This is a genomic window from Mesorhizobium sp. B2-4-14 (assembly GCF_006442155.1).
Lineage (GTDB): Bacteria > Pseudomonadota > Alphaproteobacteria > Rhizobiales > Rhizobiaceae > Mesorhizobium.
In genome coordinates, this window is the sequence record NZ_VFVA01000012.1 from 55,074 (window position 1) to 75,299 (window position 20,226).

The following is a 20,226-nucleotide window of genomic DNA, read 5'->3' on the forward strand; positions in this document are numbered from 1 at the left end:
AAAGGTCGTACAAGGAATCCAGATGGCGGCGGTATACTATTTGGCAATAATCCGCTCGCGATCGCGGGGCTACCTTATGCCGCAAACTGAACGGGGCTCGAAACCAACGCCATGACGTCAGCCACTGATCGCGCCCGATTTCTGATCATCGACGATCATCCGCTGTTTCGCGAGGCGCTGCACAGCGCCGTGCAGATGGCTTATCCCGAGGTCGACACGGTGGAGGCGCGCTCGATCTCGGAAGCGCTCGATCTTCTGGCCGACGCAAAGCCGTTCGATCTGGCGCTGCTCGACCTCAGCATGCCCGACGTGCACGGGTTCGACGGGCTGTTGCAACTCAGGACCCGCCATCCGCGCCTGCCGGTGGTGATCGTATCGGGCTATGAGGAGCCGAAGATCATTTCGGAGGCACTCTCCTACGGCGCCGCCGGCTTCATTCCGAAGTCGGCGCGCAAGAGCGACCTGGCCAATGCTATCCGCTCGGTGATGGACGGCGCGATCTATGTGCCGGAAACCTATGAGGGCCAGCCGCGGGACGCCGACAGCAGCAACCGCGCCGACATGGTCCAGCGCCTGTCGACGCTGACGCCGCAGCAGTTGAGGGTGCTGCAGATGCTGCGCCAGGGCCTGCTCAACAAGCAGATCGCCTACGAGCTGCAGGTCGGCGAGACCACGGTCAAGGCGCACGTCTCGGAGATATTGCGCAAGCTCAATGTCTATAGCCGCACGCAAGCGGTGATCGAAGTGTCGAAGCTCGACAATGCGGAGTTGTTTCGCGATCAGGCGGGGTTTTAGTCTTCACCCTTCCACTCATGGGGAGGGCCGATCCGGGAAGCAGAGCGGGGTGGGAGTGCCACGCGGCGCAATGTCGTCATCCCCCGGAGCTATGCGCCGATCCTCCCATCGAGGGTGAGTAGGGAGCTAAGCCAGCAGATGCGCCAGAAGCGCCCTGAGCTGTGCCGGCTTCAGCGGCTTGCGCATCAATTCGATGCCGCCTGCCTTGGCCGCCTTCGCAACGTCCTCGGAACTGTCGGCGGTGACGATCAGCGCCGGCACGGCGCGGCCAAGATAGTCGCGGACCTCCGATATGGTGGCGGTGCCGAGATCGCCGCCGTCGAGATGCTGGTCGGCGATGATGATGTCCGGAACCCAGTCGGTGTCGCCGAGCAGGTCGAGCGCGTCATCGGTCGAGGTCGCGGATCGCACCAGGCATTGCCAGCGCTCGAGCAGGAAGGTCATCGCCTCCAGTACCTCGGTGTCGTTTTCGACCAGCAGCACCTTGGTCCCGAACAGGCCGTAGCCGCGGGGCCGCTCCAGGCCGGCGGCGCTGGCGATGGCGTCGGCCGGCGCGCCGATGCCGACGGGGACATCGATATGGAAGATGGTGCCGCGTCCGACCTTCGATGAAAATGTCACGGGGTGGCCAAGCGCGCTGGCCATGCGGCGCACGATGGCCAGGCCGAGCCCAAGCCCGCCGCCGTCGAATTCGGCACCGGCCTGCGAGGTGCCGCGATGGAATTCCTCGAACACCGCCTCGCGCTGATCCTCGGGAATGCCGCAGCCTGTATCGGCGACATCGATGCGGATCGTATCGCCGCGATGGCGTGTGCCGACAAGGACGCCCCCCGAACGTGTGTAGCCCAGCGCGTTGGACAGAATATTCTGCAGGATACGGCGCAGCAGCGTCCGGTCGGAGCGGACCACGGCATTGACCGGCCGGAATTTCAGCGACAGCCGTTTCATTTCCGAGACCGGCTGGAAATCCGAGCGCAGCGACGAGAACAACGCCTCGAGGCTGACGTCGCCGATGTCGGGCCGCACCACGCCGGCATCGAGCTTTGAAATGTCGAGCAAGGTGCGCAGCAGGTCCTCCATCGTTTCCAGCGAGCGCTCGACCTGCCGCACCAGCTTTCTGCCCTCGTCGCTGGTCTGGACCTCGGCGAGCGCCGAGACGGAGAGGTGAGCCGCGTTCAACGGCTGCAGCACGTCATGGCTCGCGGCGGCAAGGAAGCGTGTTTTGGACAGGTTCGCCAGCTCGGCGTTCTCCTTGGCGGCGCTGAGGTCGATGTTCGACTGCTCAAGCCGCCGCAGCGTCGAGTGCAACTCCTCGGTGCGCGTACGCACCCGGTTTTCCAGCGAGATCGCCGTCTGGAACAGCGAGAATGCATTGCCCTGCTGGTCCATCGACCGCTCGACGCGGCTGACCAGGGCGGCGTTGATCTTCTTCAATTTTTCGAGATCGGTTATGTCCCTGAGCGGCATCTTCTTCCGCCGCCCTATTCAGCCGCTTGGCGGTCACCGAACGCTATGCCGGTGAAAGTCTGGTTGAGGTGCATTGACCGGTACTGCTCGCCATAGGTGCCGAAGCCGATGACATTGTTGACCCGGTAGAGCTCCGAAATGTCGCGAAAGACCTGCCGGTTGCGCGCGTCGAGGCGGCGCAGCACGCAGTCGAAGCCGAGGATCAAGTCGATGCCGCCCAGCCTCTCCTCGACCTCGCGCAACGCCGCGCGCGTCGATTCCACCATGTCCTTGGGCTGCGCGATCGACAGCACGATACCGTCGTCGATGGCGCAGAAGAACGACAGCGAGCCATCGGCGTGCATCCTCTGGATCGAACGGCAGTAATATTCGCCGCCCACCTTCACCACCACTGGATGCGAAGCGAAGCTCAGCGGCGTCAGGGTCTGCGGGATGATGCCGACGGAAGCGGCATATTCCTCGGCCGCGTTGGTGGCGTTGAACTGCCGCACGATACGGTGATCGGCATCGGACGCCGTCACCACCAGCTTCTCGTCGGTTGGAACGAAATTGTCGGTCTTGAAGACATGAAACGGAATTTCCGTGGCGATCAGCACAATGATCGCGCTGTCGGAGGTGACCTTGCCATCGGAGATCAGGCGCGTCGTTTCGAATTTCAGATCGTCGCCGGCCGAGCCGCCGAGCAGCGGGATGTCGTCAAGGCCCCAGTGGATGGCGGAGCTGACCGCTTCCTCGGCATAGGACAGCCCGTCGATGAAGCAGAGGGCGAAGGTGTTCCTGGTGCTCTCGCCGCCGACCCGGCCGCGCAGCGTGCGCCGAAGCGCCTCGACCTCGCCGGTGATCGTGTCCATGCCCGAAGAGGACAGGTTGTCGACCATGGCGCTGACCGCGGTGAACGAGGCCGAAGGAAGCAGCATCGCCAGCATGTGGCCTTCCTCGAGCCCCTGCGGCGTGATCTCGCCGGCAGTGGAACAGCCGGCGTGATGGAGCCCCGGTGCATGGACCGAAAGCGCCCGCGATAGGGCGCCGGCTTCGACAAGGCTCTGGGAAAAGAACAGGAGGGCAAAGCCGGCGTCGATTGCGGCGGCTTCAGCGGCCACCGCGCGTGCGAAGGCATCCGGATCCGGCTCGTCCGTGGTCAGCGCCGACAAGCCGCATGCGTAGCGCGTCCGTGAACTGGCCAGCGGCGTTCTCCCGCATTTCCTCCAACGCTGTTTTATGCGCGGCTGTTACAAGCTTCTGGCGCGCAGCGTCGAAGGCATTGTTGCTTCCAATCGGCGGTTTGGCAATGGGGGCGAGGGGCGCGCACCTTTGGCCTTGGCCATGACCGAAAGTACAATGATCCGACTTTTCCGTCGCGCTGTTTTTTGCCGGTTATGCGGTGTACGAATGCGCATGGCCGAGTGCCAGCGGCGCGTCGGCAGCGTGATGACCAAGGTTGATATCCAGGGAGGATTCATGTCGGACGTTTCGTTGATGGTCAACGGCAGGCGGGTCAGTGGCGTTGCCGAGGACCGAACGCTGCTGGTTCACTTCCTGCGGGAGAATCTTGGCCTGACCGGCACGCATGTGGGTTGTGATACCTCGCAATGCGGCGCTTGCGTCGTCCATGTCGACGGCAAGGCGGTGAAGTCCTGCACCATGCTCGCCGTCCAGGCTTCAGGGTCGACCGTTGTCACGATCGAAGGTCTCGCCAATGGCGCCGACCTGCATCCCATGCAGGCCGCGTTCAAGGAATATCACGGGCTGCAATGCGGTTTCTGCACGCCAGGCATGATCATGGCTGCAACCGACATGATCAACCGCCATCCCGAAGGCCTCGATGAGGCGACGGTGCGGGCCGAACTGGAGGGCAATATCTGCCGCTGCACCGGCTACCACAACATCGTCAAGGCGATCCTGGCCGCATCGAAGACGATGTCGAAGGGCGCCGCCAAGGGCAAAGCGAAACAAGCTGCGTGAGACTTAGGGCATTAAGGGAGTAGGGCGGTAAGGCAGTAGGAATTGGGAGCCGATTTTTCCTACTGCCTTACTTCCGTACTGCCCTATTCCCCTACTTTTTCGGGAGGATTTCTGCAATGGGCATCGAAGGTGTTGGCGCTCGCGTGGCGCGCAAGGAAGACAAAAGGTTCATCACCGGCGCCGGCCGCTATGTCGACGACATGGTGGTTCCCGGCATGAAGCATGCGGCCTTCGTGCGCAGCCCGCACGCGCATGCGCAGATCAAGAAGATCGACGTCAAGAAAGCTCAGGAGATGCCCGGCGTCATCGGCGTCCTGACCGGCAAGGAGCTCAAGGCCGACGGCATCGGCAATCTGATCTGCGGCTGGATGATCCATTCCAAGGACGGCACGCCGATGAAGATGGGCGCATGGTCGCCGCTGGCCGTCGACAAGGTCCGTTACGTCGGCGACGCGGTCGTGGTGGTGGTGGCGGAAACCAGAGACCAGGCGCGCGACGCGGCCGAGGCCGTCGAAATCACCTACAAGGAATTGAAGGCTGTCGTCGATGCGACCAAGGCACTCGAAAACGGCGCGCCGCAGATCCATGCCGAGGCCGAGAACAATCTTATCTTCGACTGGGAGCTTGGCGACGGCAATGCGACCGACGCGGCGATCAAGGCGGCGGCCCATGTCACCCGCATGAAGATCGTCAACAACCGGCTGGTGCCGAACGCCATGGAACCGCGCGCGGCGCTCGGCCACTACGACAAGGCCGAGGACCACTATACCTGCTGGACGACCTCGCAGAACCCGCATGTCGCGCGGCTGGTGATGAGCGCGTTCTACAACATCGCGCCGGAAAACAAGCTGCGCGTGATCGCACCGGACGTTGGCGGTGGGTTCGGCTCCAAGATCTACATCTACCCGGAAGAGATCGTCTGCCTGTGGGCTTCCAAGAAAACCGGCGTGCCGGTCAAATGGGTCGCCGACCGCACCGAGAGCTTCCTGTCCGACGCGCATGGGCGCGACCACGTCTCGACCGTGGAGATGGCCTTCGACAAGAACAACAGGATCACCGGGCTGAAGGTCGACACGATCGCCAATCTCGGCGCCTACATGTCGCTGTTCTCGTCCTGCGTGCCGACCTATCTCTACGCCACGCTGCTGTCGGGCCAGTACGACATTCCAGCGATCCACGCCAATGTGCGCGCCGTCTACACCAACACGGCTCCTGTCGACGCCTATCGCGGGGCGGGGCGGCCGGAGGCGACCTATGTGCTGGAACGCACGATGGAAGCCGCCGCGCGCGAGCTCGGCATCTCCCCCGCCGAACTGCGGCGGCTGAACTTCGTCACCTCCTTCCCGCACCAGACACCGGTGATCATGAACTATGATGCCGGCGACTATGGCGCCTCGCTCGACGCGGCGATGAAGACCGCCGACTATGCCGGCTTTGCCAGGCGCAAGGAGGACGCGGCGAGGGAAGGCAAGCTGCGCGGCATCGGCATGAGCTGCTACATCGAGGCCTGTGGCCTCGCGCCGTCGGCTGCGGTCGGTTCGCTCGGCGCCGGCGTCGGCCTGTGGGAATCGGCCGAAGTGCGTGTGAACGCCGTCGGCACGATCGAGGTGCTGACCGGCTCGCACAGTCATGGCCAGGGTCACGAGACGACCTTCGCGCAACTGGTCAACCAGCGTTTTGGCGTGCCGATCGATTCGGTTTCGATCGTCCATGGCGACACCGACAAGGTGCAGATGGGCATGGGCACCTACGGTTCGCGCTCGGGCGCGGTCGGCATGTCGGCGATCGTCAAGGCGCTCGACAAGGTCGAGGCCAAGGCCAAGAAGATCGCCGCCCACCTGCTCGAGGCCGACGAGGGCGACATCGTCATCGAGAACGGCGCACTGAAGGTCGCCGGCACCGACAAGAACGTGCCTTGGTTCCAGATGGCGCTTGCCGCCTATACCGCCCATAATCTGCCGGCCGGCATGGAACCGGGGCTGAAGGAGACGGCGTTCTACGATCCGTCGAACTTCACCTTTCCGGCGGGCTGCTACATCTGCGAGGTCGAGATCGATCCGGAGACCGGAACGACCGAGATCGTCCAGTTCGTGGCCGCCGATGATTTCGGCAACATCATCAATCCGATGATCGTCGAAGGCCAGGTGCATGGCGGCATCGCCCAGGGCATCGGCCAGGCGCTGCTGGAAGGCGCCCATTACGACGCCAGCGGACAGCTGCTGACGGCGAGCTATATGGATTATACCATGCCGCGTGCCGGCGACCTGCCGTCGTTCAAGGTCTCGACGTCGAATACCCCATGTCCCGGCAATCCGCTCGGCATCAAGGGCTGCGGCGAGGCGGGCGCCATCGGCTCGCCGCCGGCGGTCATCAATGCCATCACCGATGCCATCGGCATCGCCGATATCGCCATGCCGGCTTCGCCGTCCACTGTGTGGGCCGCGATCCGCGCCGCGACGAAGCACTGAGGAGGAACAACCATGTACTCGGTCAACTATCACCGTGCCGCCTCGGTCGCCGATGCCGCGAAGCTGGTCAAGAGCGGCGATGCCAAGCTGCTATCGGGCGGCATGACTTTGATCGCTGCCATGAAGACGCGGCTCGCGGCGCCTTCCGATCTCGTCGATCTGTCGCGCATCAAGGAACTGCAAGGCGTCAAGGTATCGGGCAAGACGATCACCATTGGCGCCGCCGCGACGCACTATGACGTCTCTAACGACGAGAAGCTGCGGAAGGCCTGTCCGGCGCTTGCCCATCTGGCGTCGCTGATCGGCGACCCGGCGGTACGCTACAAGGGCACGATCGGTGGCTCGATCGCCAACAACGATCCGGCAGCCGACTATCCGGCGGCGCTGCTGGCGCTGGGTGCCACCATCATCACCAACAAGCGCGAGATATCAGCCGACAAGTTCTTCAAGGGGCTGTTCGAGACGGCCTTGAAGGATGGCGAGATCATCACGGCGGTCTCCTTCACTGCGCCTGCGAAGGCTGCCTATGAAAAGTTTCGCAACCCCGCCTCGCGCTACGCGATCGTCGGCGTGTTCGTGGCCAAGGGCAAGGACGGCGTCAGCGTCGCCGTCACCGGCGCCGGCGATGACGGCGTCTTCCGCTCGAAGGAGATCGAAGCAGCACTGGCGAAGAATTTCGACGCCGCTGCGCTCAACGGCGTCAAGGTGCCTGCCAAGAACCTGATGAGCGACATGCACGCTTCCGCCGACTACCGCGCCAATCTGATCACGGTCATGGCCAAGCGCGCGGTGGCGGCGGCCAATGCCTGACATTAGAGCGGCTCATCGTTTTCATGGAAACGCCGAACCGCTCTATCCCTTGGTTTTGACGCAAATTCCTGACGAAAAACCGCTTCACCTTTCCTGGTATTGCTTGGCGGTTGCAGATAGGGATAAGGGCCGTCGCAGGCCCCTTTTTCGCGTATGCGGCGGCCTGTAGCTGCCCCAGTTCCTGATGGAATGGCTGCAGCGCACCATCCTTTTGCCTGAAGGAATTTCGACCCGTGCCTGCCTTGGACCTGCGTCGGCGGCAATCTCGCACTTGCACAAACTTATATTGCACTGCAGTATGGGTTGGGTGGGAATGCGAGCCGGGTTCGGAATGCGTATCGCCGTGCCCTTTCGCATGCCAATGCGAAGGGATCGGCATGTCCGAAATTTCCGCAACCCATATGGTTCCGTCCCGATCCGTCGTCGACAGATCGGCCAGAGCAAGACTGGCCTATCTCGATGGCTGGCGCGGCCTGTCGATCGCCCTGGTGCTGATCGGGCATTTTTTCCCGGTTCCCGGGATCAATCTCGGTGTGCTGGGCGTCGAATTCTTTTTCGTCCTCAGCGGCAGGCTGATGGCCGAGATCCTGTTCATCGAACGCTACCCGCTGAAGAAATTCTTCAAACGCCGTTTCTCGCGCATCTATCCGGCGCTTCTGGTCTTCGTCGTCGCTGCCATGGTCGCGCTCTCCGGCACATTCGTCGCCTTCAAATGGAAGGCGGCGCTGACGGCGCTGACCTTCACCTACAACTACGCCGGAATTCTCGTCACCCGCGCGGGGGCGCTGGACCATATCTGGTCGCTCTGCGTGGAGGAGCACGCCTATGTGATCCTGGCCCTAATCAGCGCGACTGTTGTCAGCCGCGATCGCGTCATCCCATTGCTGCTGGGGCTGGCCCTGCTCGCGATGGCGAATGGCGCGGTCTCGTACTGGGCGTTCAAGCTGGACTACGAGGCCACTTACTGGCGAACCGATGTGCACATCGCATCGATCCTGCTGTCAGCCTCGATCTGCCTGCTCAAGGCCGACGGCAGGCTGCCGGCGGTGTTGAAGGGGCCTTATGTCGCTCCGTTGGCGGCTGCGACCGCGGTCTTGCTGTTCATGGACGCAGTGCCGACGCCGATCCACTATCTCCTGGCGGTGCCGCTTCTGGCTCTGGCCGTCAATGCGCTCGATTTCAGCACTGGCTACCTCTGCGGATTGCTGTCGGCCCTGCCAATGACGATGCTCGGCCTGTGGTCTTATTCGCTCTATCTGTGGCAGCAGCCATTTTATAAATTCGTTTATGAGCAAGGCAGCAACCCGTGGCCGATGCTGGCCGGCGTTTTTGCCTGCGCACTCTGCAGCTATTACGTCATCGAGCGCCCGGCGCGCGAATGGCTCAACCGCAACTGGTGAATGGAGCAGCTGCAGCAGATTGGGTTGGCCGACCTGCAGGGTTGTCCAGACGGCCGGCCGACTTTCATGGTAAAACTAAACGGATCGACCTCTCTTCTTCTCGAGCAGATAGCGCCGCAGACCCGCTTCGCCGCGCGGCGTGGTCCAGCGATGATTCCAGGCGAACGCCGGTCGCAGCAACGGGGCGAGGAATTTGAGGATCGGCCTCTCGACCGTGACTTGCCAGGTCAACCGGACATGTGTGCCGGTGTCTGATGGCGACAGTTCCGCCCGCCACAGCCCGTCGAAATCGCCAAGGGTTTTCACCACGACCAGCCGGGCGGGTTCAAGCTCCGCGGCCTCGATGATGAAGTTCAACTCATAGGGCAGGGCGCCGCGCGCCCTTGCCCTTGCACGCGAACCGATGGTCGCCTTGCCCTTCTTGTCGAGCGGCACCACCTCCTTGTAGACATCTCCCCACCAGAGCGGCAGCAATTCAGCGTCCGATAGCACCTCCCAGACCTCCTGCGGCCTGCCTTCGGGAATGTGCCAGTTTTCGTCGAAGCGGAAGACGTTGCTTGGCATCGCGGTTCCTCCGTTGGGAACCTTATATTAGGTGTGGCTTCTTTATGTGGCCAGCGCCATCAGGTCAGGCGACGATCGGCTTCATGTAGTAGCGTACCGCTTTCTTGCCGCCATGGATCACCGCGTCGCCCACCTCGGCAAAGCCAAGGGCGGCGTGAAACGCATCCGAGGTGGGGTTGGGCGGGTCGGTGTTGACCTCGCAGGTGACCAGCGTGTGGCCGGCGCGCCGTGCATGATCGAACAGGTCCTGATAAAGCCGACGTGCATGGCCGCGGCCCCTTGCATGCACCGCCACGACGACGCGATCGACATAGATGAAGCGTTCGTAGCGTTCGCGGAACCAGACGAAGTTCGGGCTGTCGTAGTTCGCTTCCTGGTCGAAGGTCATGATGAAGGCTTCGAGATCGCCGATGCGGCGCGCGTAGAAAGCCTCACCGAGCAGGAACGACAGCCGCTCGGCTTCGAGCCATGACAATTCGGCGGCATGCTCGTTGTTGAGCGCCAGTATGGCCGCTTCGTCGTCCTGCGCTATGCGGTCTATCGGAGAGGTCATGCCTTGGCCGCCGCGATCGTTGCCGCAACCAGCGGTGTATCGGTCAGTGTGTTGCGATATTCGCGGTCGAGGTCGGAGCCGCCCATGCCGACCTTCGGATTGCGGTAGCGCATGGCGCTCGGCACGTCCTTGAGGGCCGCGAAATGCATTTCGGCCAGCCCGGTCTTCGCGCGCACCTCGGCGATATTGCCGAGATCGAGCCCGCCGCAGCCCAGGATGATGATACGGTCGCCGGCCTGCCGCACCAGATCGGCCAGTAACGGCAAGCCTTCGATCGCGGTGTCGCGCTGGCCACTGGTCAGCACGCGACCGATCTTGCAGCGGATCAGCGCTTCCAGCGCCTCGATGGGATCGCGCGTCATGTCGAAGGCACGATGGCAGGTGACGTTCAGGGAGCCTGCGGCCTCTGTCAGTTCGCCCATGCGCCTCTCGTCGATGGTGCCGTCGGCGTTCAAGCAGCCGAACACCACGCCGGGCACACCGAGATCACGCAATGCCGCGACATCGGCGAGCATCGAGCGGTACTCGGTCTCGCTGTAGAGAAAATCGCCACCGCGCGGCCGCACCATGACGTGGAACGGGAGGGTTGCCTGGTCCAGCGCGGCGCGCACCGTGCCGAGGCTCGGCGTGATGCCGCCTTCGATAAGGCTGGCGCACAACTCGACCCGGTCGGCGCCGGCAGCTTGCGCGGCGAGCAGGCCATCAATGCCTTCGACACAGATTTCGATCAGCGGCGGGCGAGTTTCTGCGGTCAAGGGGCGATCCGGTCCATGATGGTGTGGAAAGCCCTAGCACTCGGGCGCGCGGCGCGAAAGCGTGAGCAGTGCGCCGCCATTTGGACCAGATGACATTTCCCTTCTTGACAGTCTTGCCCATGAGGACACGGGAAGCGTGTGGCGCTTGCCTTCCCGCTTTCCGGGCATGGCTTGGTAGCTACTGACGCAATTCCGTATTCTTGGCCCCTTCCTCGACCTGATCGATCACCAAGAGCTTGACCGGGCCGTCGCCGATATTGGTGGCCTGATGCCACTGACCGATCATTTCGATGATGAAATCGCCTGTCTTGTAGGTGTTGCTGTTGCCGGTCTCGACATTGGTGACCTTCAAAGTGCCGGCCTCGACATAGGCGTAGCGGGGGAAGGGGTGCCGGTGCACCGGCAGGGTCGCCCCCGGCGCGATGTCGTAGGTCGACACCAGCACCTGGACATTCTTCTGCGGCAGCGTGATCGGCTGGCCGGAAGCGGTTGCCGTGCGTGATGCAAGCGGAGTGACAACCACCGGGGTTCCGCCGCTGTCCAGCGCATCGGGGCCGGTTGCATAAAGCGCGGCCGCGGCCAGTAGTGCCGGTATCAAGATTTTCCGCATGATTCCTCCCGAAGCCGCGCCACCATCGCGCGGTGGGCACTTGCGCGCAAGCGCGTCGCCCTTCGACAGAGGCTTGGAACCGGACAGACAAGCATCTACGACGGACTGCCGATCAATCTCCTGTTGCTCGCCCTTTCCCAATTTCGTCGTTTGAGGGCGAACGCGAAGGCCGCTCAACCCAGACCCGATGGCGTCGCAATTGCCGAGGCGCCAACCGTTGGGAGCACCAATCGCTGACGGTTTAGTCTCGGCTTCCAGCCCGTCGCCGAATTTGACCGCAGGTGGCGGCGGCGCGATCGCGGGCTGGCGCTGACGTTGAAAGGCCAGCTCGGCAACCGACGTCAGGTTGGGTGTGTGGCGGAGGCTGCCGAGCTGCACCGGTGGTGTGAGTCACCGGCAACATTAGTGTTATCTAATCTATATTGGCGCGCGTCATCCAATCGACGGATGTGGGCATGCGCCGCCCGCTTAGAGTGATACGTGTAGTGCGAAATTGCGCTACGGAGCGCCCGTTGAGGAGTGTCCCCCCTCTACACGTTGTCAGTCTGGCGCATTGGCCCGTTGCGCACACCGCGCGGCGGGCCATTTCGAATAGTCGTATGCCGATAGCGGCCCGACAGCCTGTTGGGGTAAATTAGCACGGGCCGCCGGGCCTGACCGGCCAGGGCCTGCCGGCTGAGTCGAAGCGTAATATTAGCAATCCCGCATAAGAACACCGTGGAGGCGTTTTCCAATCAATATCTGTTTCATTTCGATACAAAGACACAGGCATCCGTCTTGCACCGAAGTCGCTGCCGGTTGACCCCGGTCCTGATCGCGCACTTCCGATCAGGTTGTAGGCTCGCCGGGCTTGAGGTGTTGGGTCTTCGCCCGGCGGGCTTCCTCTCAGTTTCCCATGGCAACTGGTCAAAGTCGGGCTTCTGCCTCGTGCACGGTAGACGTCTTGGGTAATGTAGCTGCATCTGGCCTTCTCCGGGACGCAGGCAAGGGGCGGAATTCCTGGACATCGGTAAGGCCTCCACCTTAGAAACTCTCCATCACAGAGGTTTTCACAGCCGTTTACATGAAGGGACAGCCGGCCATTGCAGCGGCGACCACCTGCGCATGCTCGGTCGACCGTGCGGCACGCGCGTTCAACGTCCATTCAGATGATGTAGGATCGGCTCTTGAGTGCGATATTCTACGCTGCTTGCGGCGGCACATTGCTCCCGCGATATCTCCATGGACTGCGCGCTACTTATCGATGGAAGGGCCGCCCGGCTGTTTAGGGTCATTCTCCATGCCCAGCCCCATCTTGTCGGCGAAGCTGAAAGCAAAAACTCTTCCACGATTTTCGTCTGTGACACGAACCCATTTTCTCTTCCAGGTTCGCAAGGTCACGTCACGGCCGACGGCCTTGGACGCGGCCTTCAATGGACTGATGGCACGCGCCTGATGCACGGCCAGGACTTTGTTCATGTCCATTTCTTCGACAAGATAGATCGCCATCTTCGGAGCCTCCCCAATCCCCGGTTGCATATTCGCGCAACTTGAGCGCGCGCGCAAGCAGGCCCCTATGGGAAGCGCTTGACGGTCGATCCTCGCGCAGCCTCATCCCTGCACCGCCATTCTCCGGAATGAACGCGATGCCGGCTGAGATTTACGTCTCCCGCACCCCTGCCAGCGCTGTGGCCAGCCTCAAGGTCGTTCGATATTGCCCTGTATCCAGAGAGGCCCCTAAACGACCGGCGGACATTCTGTACGGGCCACCCGCGGGCAATCCGCCGATCAGTTCGGAACCATGGGCGAGGGCTCATCGCATCGATAGACCATGCATTGACCGTCACCCGTCGGAACATAGGCAACCATCGGCACGTAAGGAGCGTCGCACTCATTGCCGAATTGGCGGACATAGCGATCGTAGGTGTTTGGCCCGGTGGTCAGCACCGTTGCATGCTGGCTCTGGATGAGCGCCTGGGTTTGTGCGCAAGTCATTTTGCGCGTGTCCGGCCGAGCGCTGGCGAAACTTGTAGCGGCAATCGTCATCGCTGCCGCGCAGAGCACGATCTTGCATATCGACATGGCGGCATCCTCGCGGCACATCCGGTCAGCAAAGTCGCATCATGCGATGCAGTTCCGCAATGGTCGCGCTGTCACGATGCAGCGAGCCAAGCCGCCGGAAAACAGCGGCCGGCAGCCGCGCCTGTTGCGCCGAAACTCTCAAATGCTTAGAAATGTTGGCTCCCCGGGCCGGATTCGAACCAGCGACCAACCGGTTAACAGCCGAGTTTTCCCCGATTTCGTGGGGCTACATACCGGTTCATCGAATTACATAAATCCCTTGTATCTCTTGCATTTGAGCCTGCGTAGCATTACATGGGATTTCAATATGGCAACATGGCATTGCGCCTCAATTGTTGCCATAACGTTGCCACGGGAGCGAGATTCGATGGAAAAGCGCACCTATAAAACTGACCGCGAACTGAAAGCACTGAAGCCTTCCAATAATTGGTATGACGTCAAGGACGAGGTCACCCGCAACCTGATCGTGCGCGTCGGGCCGGAGACCACCAAGGGAGAGTTCCGGCGCACCTTCTGCCTGGTTATCCGCTTCCCGGGCTCCAGCAATCCGGTTCGCCATGCTTTTGGTGAGTACAAGACAGACGGGCGCGGGGACCTCACGCTCGAGGAGGCCCGCGGGCTGGCCGACGAGTGGCGGGCGCTGATCAGGAAGGGCACCGACCCTCGCAAGCAGATCGAAGATGCCAGGCGCGAGGCCGAGCGGGCCTCCGCCGGGAAACGGGACAAAGCTTTTGAAACGGTGCTCGACCGGTTCATCAAGGCGCGGCGCCGTGACGGCATCCGCAAAGCCGACGAGGACGAAAAGGACTTCAACCGCGAATGCTTGCCGGTGTGGCGAGGGAAGGCTGTCGGTGACATTACCAGCGCGGACATCATCGAGGTGCTGGAAAAGATCAGCAACCGGGGAGCGACCCGCCAAGCCCTCAATATGGGCCAAAAAATTGGCACCTTTCTTTCTTGGTGCGTCGATGACGAGGTGATCGACGCCTCGCCCTACCGCGCGAAGAAGGTGCGCACGACGATCGGCGAGAAGACATCGCGGGATAGGGTGTTTACCGATGCCGAGTTGCGGGCGCTCTGGAAGGCCACGGAAGGCACCACGGAGGGCGTGGGCGACGTTTACAGTTCCGTCTATCGGCTGCTGTTGCTGACAGGCCAGCGCCTCAATGACATCGCCCAGGCGTCATGGTCAGAGATCAACTTTGACCGCAAGGTGCTGACGATCCCGGCCGTGCGCTTCAAGTCCGAGCGCGACCATACCGTGCCACTCACCGACGACGCCATTGCGATCATCGAGAAGCTGCCACGCTTCGCAAAATGCCCATGGCTCTGCTCGCTTGACGGGAAGGCGGCTGTAACGATCGGCGACAAGGTGAAACGGCGGATCGATGCCGCCATGCTGGCGGTTCTGAAAGAGGAAGATCCCGACCTCACCCTGCCGGCCTGGGTCAATCATGACCTGCGGCGCACGGTGCGCACCCGCCTGTCAGAGCTGGACGTGATGGACGAGGTTGCCGAGGCTGTCATCGGCCATGTTCCGACGGCGCTCGTCCGCACGTACAATCAGTCCGACCGTATGAAGGTGAAGCGCGACGCGCTGACGAGGTGGCAGGGCGAGCTCAATGCCATCGTCGGCAAGGGCGGAGCAGACAATGTAATCTCGCTGGCGGCGACGAGGGGCCAGTAAAAAATGGACATTGAATGGCTGCGCGTCTTGGGCGCCTGTAGGCACGCCAATTTCGGGCCGCTTGCCGCATGGCTGCGCAGCGACCGTGCTATTACAGTCGAGATGAGGGCCTCTCTGGCGAGAGAGCTCGATCGCCGCCCTGGGCGGCCAAGAGGCGATGAGGTGCGGGGTGCGGCTGCGCGCGAGGTCGCGCGAGCACGTCGCGAAGATCGCGCCCAGCAAGCACCCTTGCGGCAGGCTGCTGCCGAATACAGGGGCACCTTCCCAACACATCGCCGCAACGGAATGAAGTCGGCAGACCTCATCGCCGCACTTGCCGTGCGCTATGGTGTTGACCTGAATACGCTGGCCGACGTGATCGGCAAATCACGCGATCGCACCAAATCCCGCATTTAATTTGGCGTGTTTTCCATGTGGGAGACACGATGCCGCATACCATGTGATTTCCTCGCATCGAAGCAATGCGAGGAAATCACATGCGTGTTCTGGGTTATGATGGCCTCAAGGCCAAAGGAATCCCATATTCCAAGCCGCACTTGTGGCGGCTATGCAAGGCCGGCAAGTTTCCGCGTCCGGTCAAACTCGGCGAGAACAGAATCGCATTCGTTGAAGATGAGATCGACGCCTGGCTCGCCCAGCGCGTTGCTGAGCGCGATAGCGCGGAGGCCGCCTGATGCAGGTCGCCCTCCAGCCCGATGCAGGATGCGCCGATGGGACATCCTGAAAAGCGAAAGCCGACCTCGGCAAAGGTCGGCTCGCTGGAAATCTCGACGTGCTTGGCGGCAATCGATACCAGCGACATTACAGAACGTCTCACCCATCTGCAAGCGGCGCGCATTCTTCGCCGCTTCCCTGTGTCCTTGCCGGTGGCGCTCGCCGCAGCCCGTCTCGCCTAGGGAGGCGCGGCATGACCATTCAGCCCAACATCCCAAGCATCGAGGACATGTATATCGACGCGGCCGTGCGTCATCTGATGGTAGCGCGGAATCACCTTCAATGCGCGGTGCTCCGCTTCGACGACGCGGGCTATGAACACGACCCGACTGCGCGGTCGTCCAGCTACATCGCCGGCATCGTTGCCGAGTTTCAGGGCAGACTGTGGCGGCCGGTCGTCGCGGCGCCGGACGTGCCCGACTGGATCGCCCAGGCCGCCGCCGAATGGCGCGCCGACAGGGCCAGACGGGGGATCAGGCTGTGAGCAACCTCCGACCTGATCCTGTGGACGACGCCATGCTCTGGGCGTCGGCGCATTGGTGGACGGCGCCGCGGCCGCTGGTCCAGTTCCTCGCCCGCAAATTCGCGCTCACTGACGACCAGGCCTTGGCGGCATACCGCGCCGCTTTCGCCGCAATTATGGCGAGGCCGACATGAAGCGCCGCGACCCAGAACTCCAGGTTCATCTTGCAATTCTCGACTTTCTGCGTGCCGTTCTTGGTCCCGACGCGCTGGTCTTTCATACTCCGAACGGCGGCTACCGGACGCCGGCCGAGGCAGGCCGCTTGCGGCGCATGGGTACGATGGCCGGAATCCCTGACATTTGCGTATTGCTGCCCTACGGCCGCACCGTCTGGCTCGAAATCAAACCGCCCGGCGGGCGCCTCAGCGCCGATCAAATCGCGTTTGCCGAACATGCCGATCGCTATCGGATCCCCTTCGCCGTGGTGCGACGGATCGAGGACGCGCGCGACTTCTTAGCCGAGCACGGCGTTGCAACGCGCGAGGTCGGGAGATGAGCGCGATCCGACCAGACCCCGTAGACGACGCCGCCGATCTGCTCGACGAGGTTTACAACTTCGTCGGCCGGTTCGTGGCCTATCCTTCCGAGGCCGCGCACGTGGCGCACGTCTTGTGGATCGCTCACACCCACATGATGCAGGCTTGGGAATCGACGCCTCGCATTGCCTTCCTGTCGCCGGAACCTGGATCTGGGAAAACGCGTGCTCTGGAGATTTCCGAGCTGCTTGTTCCTCGCCCCGTCGAGGCGGTGAACGTGACGCCGGCATATCTCTTCCGCAAGGTGGCGGACGAAGCCGGCGCGCCGACAATCTTGTTCGACGAGATCGACACGATCTTCGGCCCGAAGGCCAAGGACAACGAGGAAATCCGGGGTCTGCTCAATGCAGGGCATCGCCGGGGCGCCTCGGCCGGCCGGTGTGTCGTCCGCGGCAAAATCATCGAGACGGAAGAAATCCCGGCCTATTGCGCGGTCGCCCTGGCCGGCCTCGGCGATCTGCCCGACACCATCCTGACGCGCTCCGTTATCATCCGCATGCGCCGCCGATCGCCAGACGAGACCGTTGAGCCGTACCGCCGTCGCGCTCACAAGCCCGATGGTGATGAGGTTCATAAACGACTGGCCGCCTGGGCAAGTTTCATCGCGGAGGACATCGGAGCGGTTTGGCCTGAGATGCCGCCCGGTATCAAAGATCGTGACGCTGATGTCTGGGAACCGCTTCTGGCCATCGCAGACGCGGCAGGCGGAAAGTGGCCAGAGCTTGCGCGTGTTTCGTGTGTTTCGCTTGTTTCGGCTTCCAAGGTAGGCACACCCAGCCTAGGCATCCGGCTGCTTGCCGACCTCAAGACCGTGTTCGGCTCCAACGACAAGATATCCACCAAGACCATCATTGAGAACCTGTGTGCATTGCCTGAAGCACCATGGAGTGACCTTCGCGGCAAGCCTTTGAGCGATACTGGCCTGGCTGAGCGTCTTAAACCTTACGGGGTAAAGTCTAAGCAGATTCGGATAGGTGAATGGGGAGGCAAGGGATACGAGCGCGCCGATCTTCACGACGCATGGAAACGATATCTGTCTACGCCTGCCCATGATGGCGAAACACCCGAAACATCCGAAACAAGAGAGGCGGCAGAATAGGGGGGAGGCTGGGGCCGGCTCCGCCGCCCGTCCTTTCCTTCCGGCCGCGGCACTTCCTGGCCGTCGATGCGCGTTTCACATCGATCAACCGGTCATCAACCGGTTGGTCGATATGGCAAAAGCATTGTTTTCATTGAATTTCGTGGACGAGAGATTTCCAGGTTTGCGTTTGTGGCAACGCCATGGCAACGTGCACCGCGATTTGGCGAGATAGTTCGATCGATGGGAACCAGAGGACCGCAATGCTCGATATGCGCTCACCGCGAGCGCGCGGCGATCGACCTGGCGCTGGCGCGCGGCGTGAGCGTGTCGGCGTTGGCAAGGCGCTACAAAGTGAGCACGGACGCCATCTATCGGCACCAGCGCTCGCATCTGCCGCCGCAATTGCGGGCGAAGCTTCTGGCTGGCCCTGACACGGCGATCGACATAGACCGGCTCAAAGAGACGGAATCGCAAAGCCTCCTTGCCAATCTTGTTGCCCTTCGCAATCGCCTTTTCGCCAGCTTGGACGTGGCCGAGGAAGCCGGCGACAGCGGCATGGCAGCGCGCGTCGCCGCCCAGTTGCACAAGAACCTGGAGCTCACCGGCCGGCTGCTGGGCGACCTGGCGACCGGGACGACCATCACGAACGTCACGGTGTTGCCGGCATACGTCCATCTCCGCGTGGAACTGGTGCGCGCGCTGGCTCCGTTCCCGGAAGCACGGCAGGCCGTCGCCGCGGTGGCCGAGACGATGGTGCGGCAACCCTTCGCGGTGCCTGCATGAGCCTGGCGCGCGACATGGCACGGGCGTTCGACCCGGTGTTGATGATGGCGGATTACGGCGTCACCGCCGATCGATGGCAAGCCGACGTGCTTCGGCAGGATCCGCGTCGGACGCTGCTGCTATGCTCGCGCCAGTCGGGCAAGACGGAAGTCGCCATATGCAAGGCGCTTCACACTGCGATTTATCAGCCGCCCGCCCTCGTGGTGATCTTGTCGCCGTCGCAACGACAATCGGGCGAGTTATTCCGTCGGTTGATGTTGTGCCACCAACGTCTCGAGGGCGCGCCCGAGCTCATTGCGGAAAGCGCGCTCCGGGCCGAGCTATCGAATGGTTCCCGCATCCTTGCCCTTCCTGGCTCGGAACGAACGGTGCGCGGCATTGCTGGCGTCGACCTGCTGATCGCCGACGAGGCTGCCCGCATCCCCGACGAGCTTATGACAGCTGGCCGGCCGATGATGGCGACGAGGCCGGACGCGCGAATGATGGCCTTGACAACGCCGGCGGGCAAGCGCGGCTGGTTCTTCGAGGCGTGGCACGGTGGCGACACATGGGCGCGCGTCCGTGTGCCAGCGACCGATTGCCCGAGGATCAGCGCCGAGTTTCTGGCCGAGGAGTTGCGCGAGCTGGGTCCGACCCGATTCGGGGAAGAATACAACCTGGAATTCTATGATGACCAGGAAGCCGCTTTCCCGACCGCGATCATCGACGCCGCATTCAGTGCGGAGGTCTCCCCGCTATGGTAGAAACTCGCGAAGAGCGCTTCGATCATCGCGGCGAGACTTGGCGTCGCCAACTTGTCGTGCCCGTCGATCGCTACGTCATGGGCGTTGATCTCGGGCAATCCGTCGATCCAACCGCGATCGCGGTGCTGCACCATCGCATCGAGCCGCGCGATGATTGGGAAATAATCCACAAGGACCGGGTGACGCGCCAGCGCGCTTCCGAGACCTTTGACGTCCGCCACCTGGAGCGCGTCGCCCTGGGCGTCAGCTATCCCGAAATAGTGCAGCACACCATGACGCTGCTCGCGCGGCCGCCGCTGCGCGATGGCTGCGATTTCGTTATTGACGAAACTGGCGTCGGGCGCGCCGTCGGCGACATGTTCGACGCGGCCGGTCTGGCGCCGATCAAGGTGCAAATCACCGCCGGCAATGAAGTCACGAGTCTCGGCGCGCGGCGCTGGGGCGTCCCGAAGGCGCTCTTGGTCTCCACATTGGACGCGCGCCTTCATGGCGGCGAATTGCGCTTCGCTGCGGCCCTGGCGGAGGGTGCGGCCATGGCGGAGGAGCTCAAAGACTTCCAACGCCATGTGACCGCCGCGGGCAGGGCGACCTATGCGGCAAGGACAGGCCGCCATGACGATCTTGTCCTGGCAGTCGCCATCGCGCTTTGGCGGGCCGTGTCCGCCCGACATGGATCATCCACCAGAACCGGATTTGTACAAGGAATGTGGTGAG

At 62.5% G+C, this 20,226-nt stretch carries 24 protein-coding genes and 1 tRNA gene; 16 read left to right on the forward strand and 9 right to left on the reverse strand.

From position 1 onward, the window contains the following. Window positions 1-111 precede the first annotated feature (111 nt). Window positions 112-795 carry a response regulator transcription factor gene (locus FJ938_RS13050; RefSeq protein WP_140607586.1) on the forward strand — a complete coding sequence of 228 codons (684 nt, stop codon included), beginning with the start codon at window positions 112-114 and terminating at the stop codon, window positions 793-795. Window positions 796-921: 126 nt separating this feature from the next. Here the strand turns inward: FJ938_RS13050 and FJ938_RS13055 are convergent, their stop codons facing one another. After that, window positions 922-2,262: a hybrid sensor histidine kinase/response regulator gene (locus tag FJ938_RS13055; protein WP_140694270.1), complete on the reverse strand. Its 1,341-nt coding sequence runs from the start codon at window positions 2,260-2,262 to the stop codon at window positions 922-924. A gap of 14 nt (window positions 2,263-2,276) precedes the next feature. Then, on the reverse strand, window positions 2,277-3,446 hold the full coding sequence (locus FJ938_RS13060; protein WP_246673302.1) for an FIST signal transduction protein: 1,170 nt from the start codon (window positions 3,444-3,446) through the stop codon (window positions 2,277-2,279). Window positions 3,447-3,720: 274 nt separating this feature from the next. Here FJ938_RS13060 and FJ938_RS13065 point away from each other — a divergent pair, with 274 nt between their 5' ends. The 4 genes from FJ938_RS13065 to FJ938_RS13080 all read left to right on the forward strand — a co-directional run bounded on the left by FJ938_RS13065 (window position 3,721) and on the right by FJ938_RS13080 (window position 8,902). Then, on the forward strand, window positions 3,721-4,224 hold the full coding sequence (locus tag FJ938_RS13065) for a (2Fe-2S)-binding protein (RefSeq protein ID WP_140694275.1): 504 nt from the start codon (window positions 3,721-3,723) through the stop codon (window positions 4,222-4,224). Window positions 4,225-4,340: 116 nt separating this feature from the next. Further along, window positions 4,341-6,692 carry a xanthine dehydrogenase family protein molybdopterin-binding subunit gene (locus FJ938_RS13070; protein ID WP_140694278.1) on the forward strand — a complete coding sequence of 784 codons (2,352 nt, stop codon included), beginning with the start codon at window positions 4,341-4,343 and terminating at the stop codon, window positions 6,690-6,692. Window positions 6,693-6,704: 12 nt separating this feature from the next. Then, a complete protein-coding gene (locus FJ938_RS13075; protein ID WP_140694280.1) occupies window positions 6,705-7,502 on the forward strand; it encodes a xanthine dehydrogenase family protein subunit M in 798 nt (265 codons plus the stop codon). Between the two features lie 377 nt (window positions 7,503-7,879). Then, a complete protein-coding gene (locus tag FJ938_RS13080) occupies window positions 7,880-8,902 on the forward strand; it encodes an acyltransferase (protein WP_140607580.1) in 1,023 nt (340 codons plus the stop codon). Window positions 8,903-8,977: 75 nt separating this feature from the next. On the opposite strand, the gene FJ938_RS13085 is transcribed toward FJ938_RS13080, so the two are convergent. The 7 genes from FJ938_RS13085 to FJ938_RS29435 form a co-directional block, all read right to left on the reverse strand. Continuing rightward, a complete protein-coding gene (locus FJ938_RS13085; protein WP_140694282.1) occupies window positions 8,978-9,466 on the reverse strand; it encodes an SRPBCC family protein in 489 nt (162 codons plus the stop codon). 64 nt (window positions 9,467-9,530) lie between these two features. After that, complete coding sequence (locus tag FJ938_RS13090; protein WP_140694284.1) at window positions 9,531-10,019, reverse strand: GNAT family N-acetyltransferase; 489 nt, start codon at window positions 10,017-10,019, stop codon at window positions 9,531-9,533. After that, the gene (locus FJ938_RS13095) at window positions 10,016-10,774 is read right to left on the reverse strand and encodes a copper homeostasis protein CutC (RefSeq protein ID WP_140694286.1); all 759 of its coding nucleotides are present in this window, start codon (window positions 10,772-10,774) and stop codon (window positions 10,016-10,018) included. The genes FJ938_RS13090 and FJ938_RS13095 overlap by 4 nt, the downstream gene beginning before the upstream one ends. A 178-nt stretch (window positions 10,775-10,952) precedes the next feature. Further along, window positions 10,953-11,384, reverse strand: a complete 432-nt coding sequence (locus FJ938_RS13100) for a cupin domain-containing protein (protein ID WP_140694426.1) — start codon at window positions 11,382-11,384, stop codon at window positions 10,953-10,955. A 1,233-nt stretch (window positions 11,385-12,617) separates the two neighbouring features. Next, complete coding sequence (locus FJ938_RS13105; RefSeq protein WP_181165525.1) at window positions 12,618-12,872, reverse strand: hypothetical protein; 255 nt, start codon at window positions 12,870-12,872, stop codon at window positions 12,618-12,620. 279 nt (window positions 12,873-13,151) lie between these two features. After that, window positions 13,152-13,445, reverse strand: a complete 294-nt coding sequence (locus FJ938_RS13110; protein ID WP_140607576.1) for a hypothetical protein — start codon at window positions 13,443-13,445, stop codon at window positions 13,152-13,154. Between the two features lie 156 nt (window positions 13,446-13,601). Next, window positions 13,602-13,670 (reverse strand) — tRNA-Ser (locus FJ938_RS29435). Between the two features lie 142 nt (window positions 13,671-13,812). On the opposite strand from FJ938_RS29435, the gene FJ938_RS13115 reads away from it, so the two are divergent. From FJ938_RS13115 to FJ938_RS29690, 11 genes are all read left to right on the forward strand, one after another. Next, on the forward strand, window positions 13,813-15,132 hold the full coding sequence (locus FJ938_RS13115) for a site-specific integrase (protein WP_181169072.1): 1,320 nt from the start codon (window positions 13,813-13,815) through the stop codon (window positions 15,130-15,132). Between the two features lie 3 nt (window positions 15,133-15,135). Continuing rightward, window positions 15,136-15,528, forward strand: a complete 393-nt coding sequence (locus tag FJ938_RS13120; RefSeq protein ID WP_140694290.1) for a hypothetical protein — start codon at window positions 15,136-15,138, stop codon at window positions 15,526-15,528. Window positions 15,529-15,608: 80 nt separating this feature from the next. Then, a complete protein-coding gene (locus tag FJ938_RS13125; protein ID WP_210243415.1) occupies window positions 15,609-15,806 on the forward strand; it encodes an AlpA family phage regulatory protein in 198 nt (65 codons plus the stop codon). A 36-nt stretch (window positions 15,807-15,842) separates the two neighbouring features. Beyond that, the gene (locus FJ938_RS13130) at window positions 15,843-16,028 is read left to right on the forward strand and encodes a hypothetical protein (protein ID WP_140694294.1); all 186 of its coding nucleotides are present in this window, start codon (window positions 15,843-15,845) and stop codon (window positions 16,026-16,028) included. 11 nt (window positions 16,029-16,039) lie between these two features. Continuing rightward, window positions 16,040-16,330: a hypothetical protein gene (locus tag FJ938_RS13135; protein ID WP_140694296.1), complete on the forward strand. Its 291-nt coding sequence runs from the start codon at window positions 16,040-16,042 to the stop codon at window positions 16,328-16,330. 32 nt (window positions 16,331-16,362) lie between these two features. Next, a complete protein-coding gene (locus FJ938_RS29440; protein ID WP_181169073.1) occupies window positions 16,363-16,503 on the forward strand; it encodes a hypothetical protein in 141 nt (46 codons plus the stop codon). Then, a complete protein-coding gene (locus FJ938_RS13140; RefSeq protein WP_140694298.1) occupies window positions 16,500-16,865 on the forward strand; it encodes a VRR-NUC domain-containing protein in 366 nt (121 codons plus the stop codon). Before FJ938_RS29440 ends, FJ938_RS13140 begins: the two co-directional genes overlap by 4 nt. Continuing rightward, window positions 16,862-18,004, forward strand: coding sequence for a DUF3631 domain-containing protein (locus FJ938_RS13145; RefSeq protein ID WP_140694301.1), 1,143 nt, complete (start codon window positions 16,862-16,864; stop codon window positions 18,002-18,004). Before FJ938_RS13140 ends, FJ938_RS13145 begins: the two co-directional genes overlap by 4 nt. A 333-nt stretch (window positions 18,005-18,337) precedes the next feature. After that, a complete protein-coding gene (locus FJ938_RS13150) occupies window positions 18,338-18,769 on the forward strand; it encodes a hypothetical protein (protein ID WP_140694303.1) in 432 nt (143 codons plus the stop codon). Further along, complete coding sequence (locus FJ938_RS13155) at window positions 18,766-19,512, forward strand: terminase family protein (RefSeq protein WP_140694305.1); 747 nt, start codon at window positions 18,766-18,768, stop codon at window positions 19,510-19,512. The genes FJ938_RS13150 and FJ938_RS13155 overlap by 4 nt, the downstream gene beginning before the upstream one ends. Next, the gene (locus FJ938_RS29690; RefSeq protein ID WP_140694307.1) at window positions 19,506-20,225 is read left to right on the forward strand and encodes a hypothetical protein; all 720 of its coding nucleotides are present in this window, start codon (window positions 19,506-19,508) and stop codon (window positions 20,223-20,225) included. Before FJ938_RS13155 ends, FJ938_RS29690 begins: the two co-directional genes overlap by 7 nt. Window position 20,226: the final 1 nt, after the last annotated feature.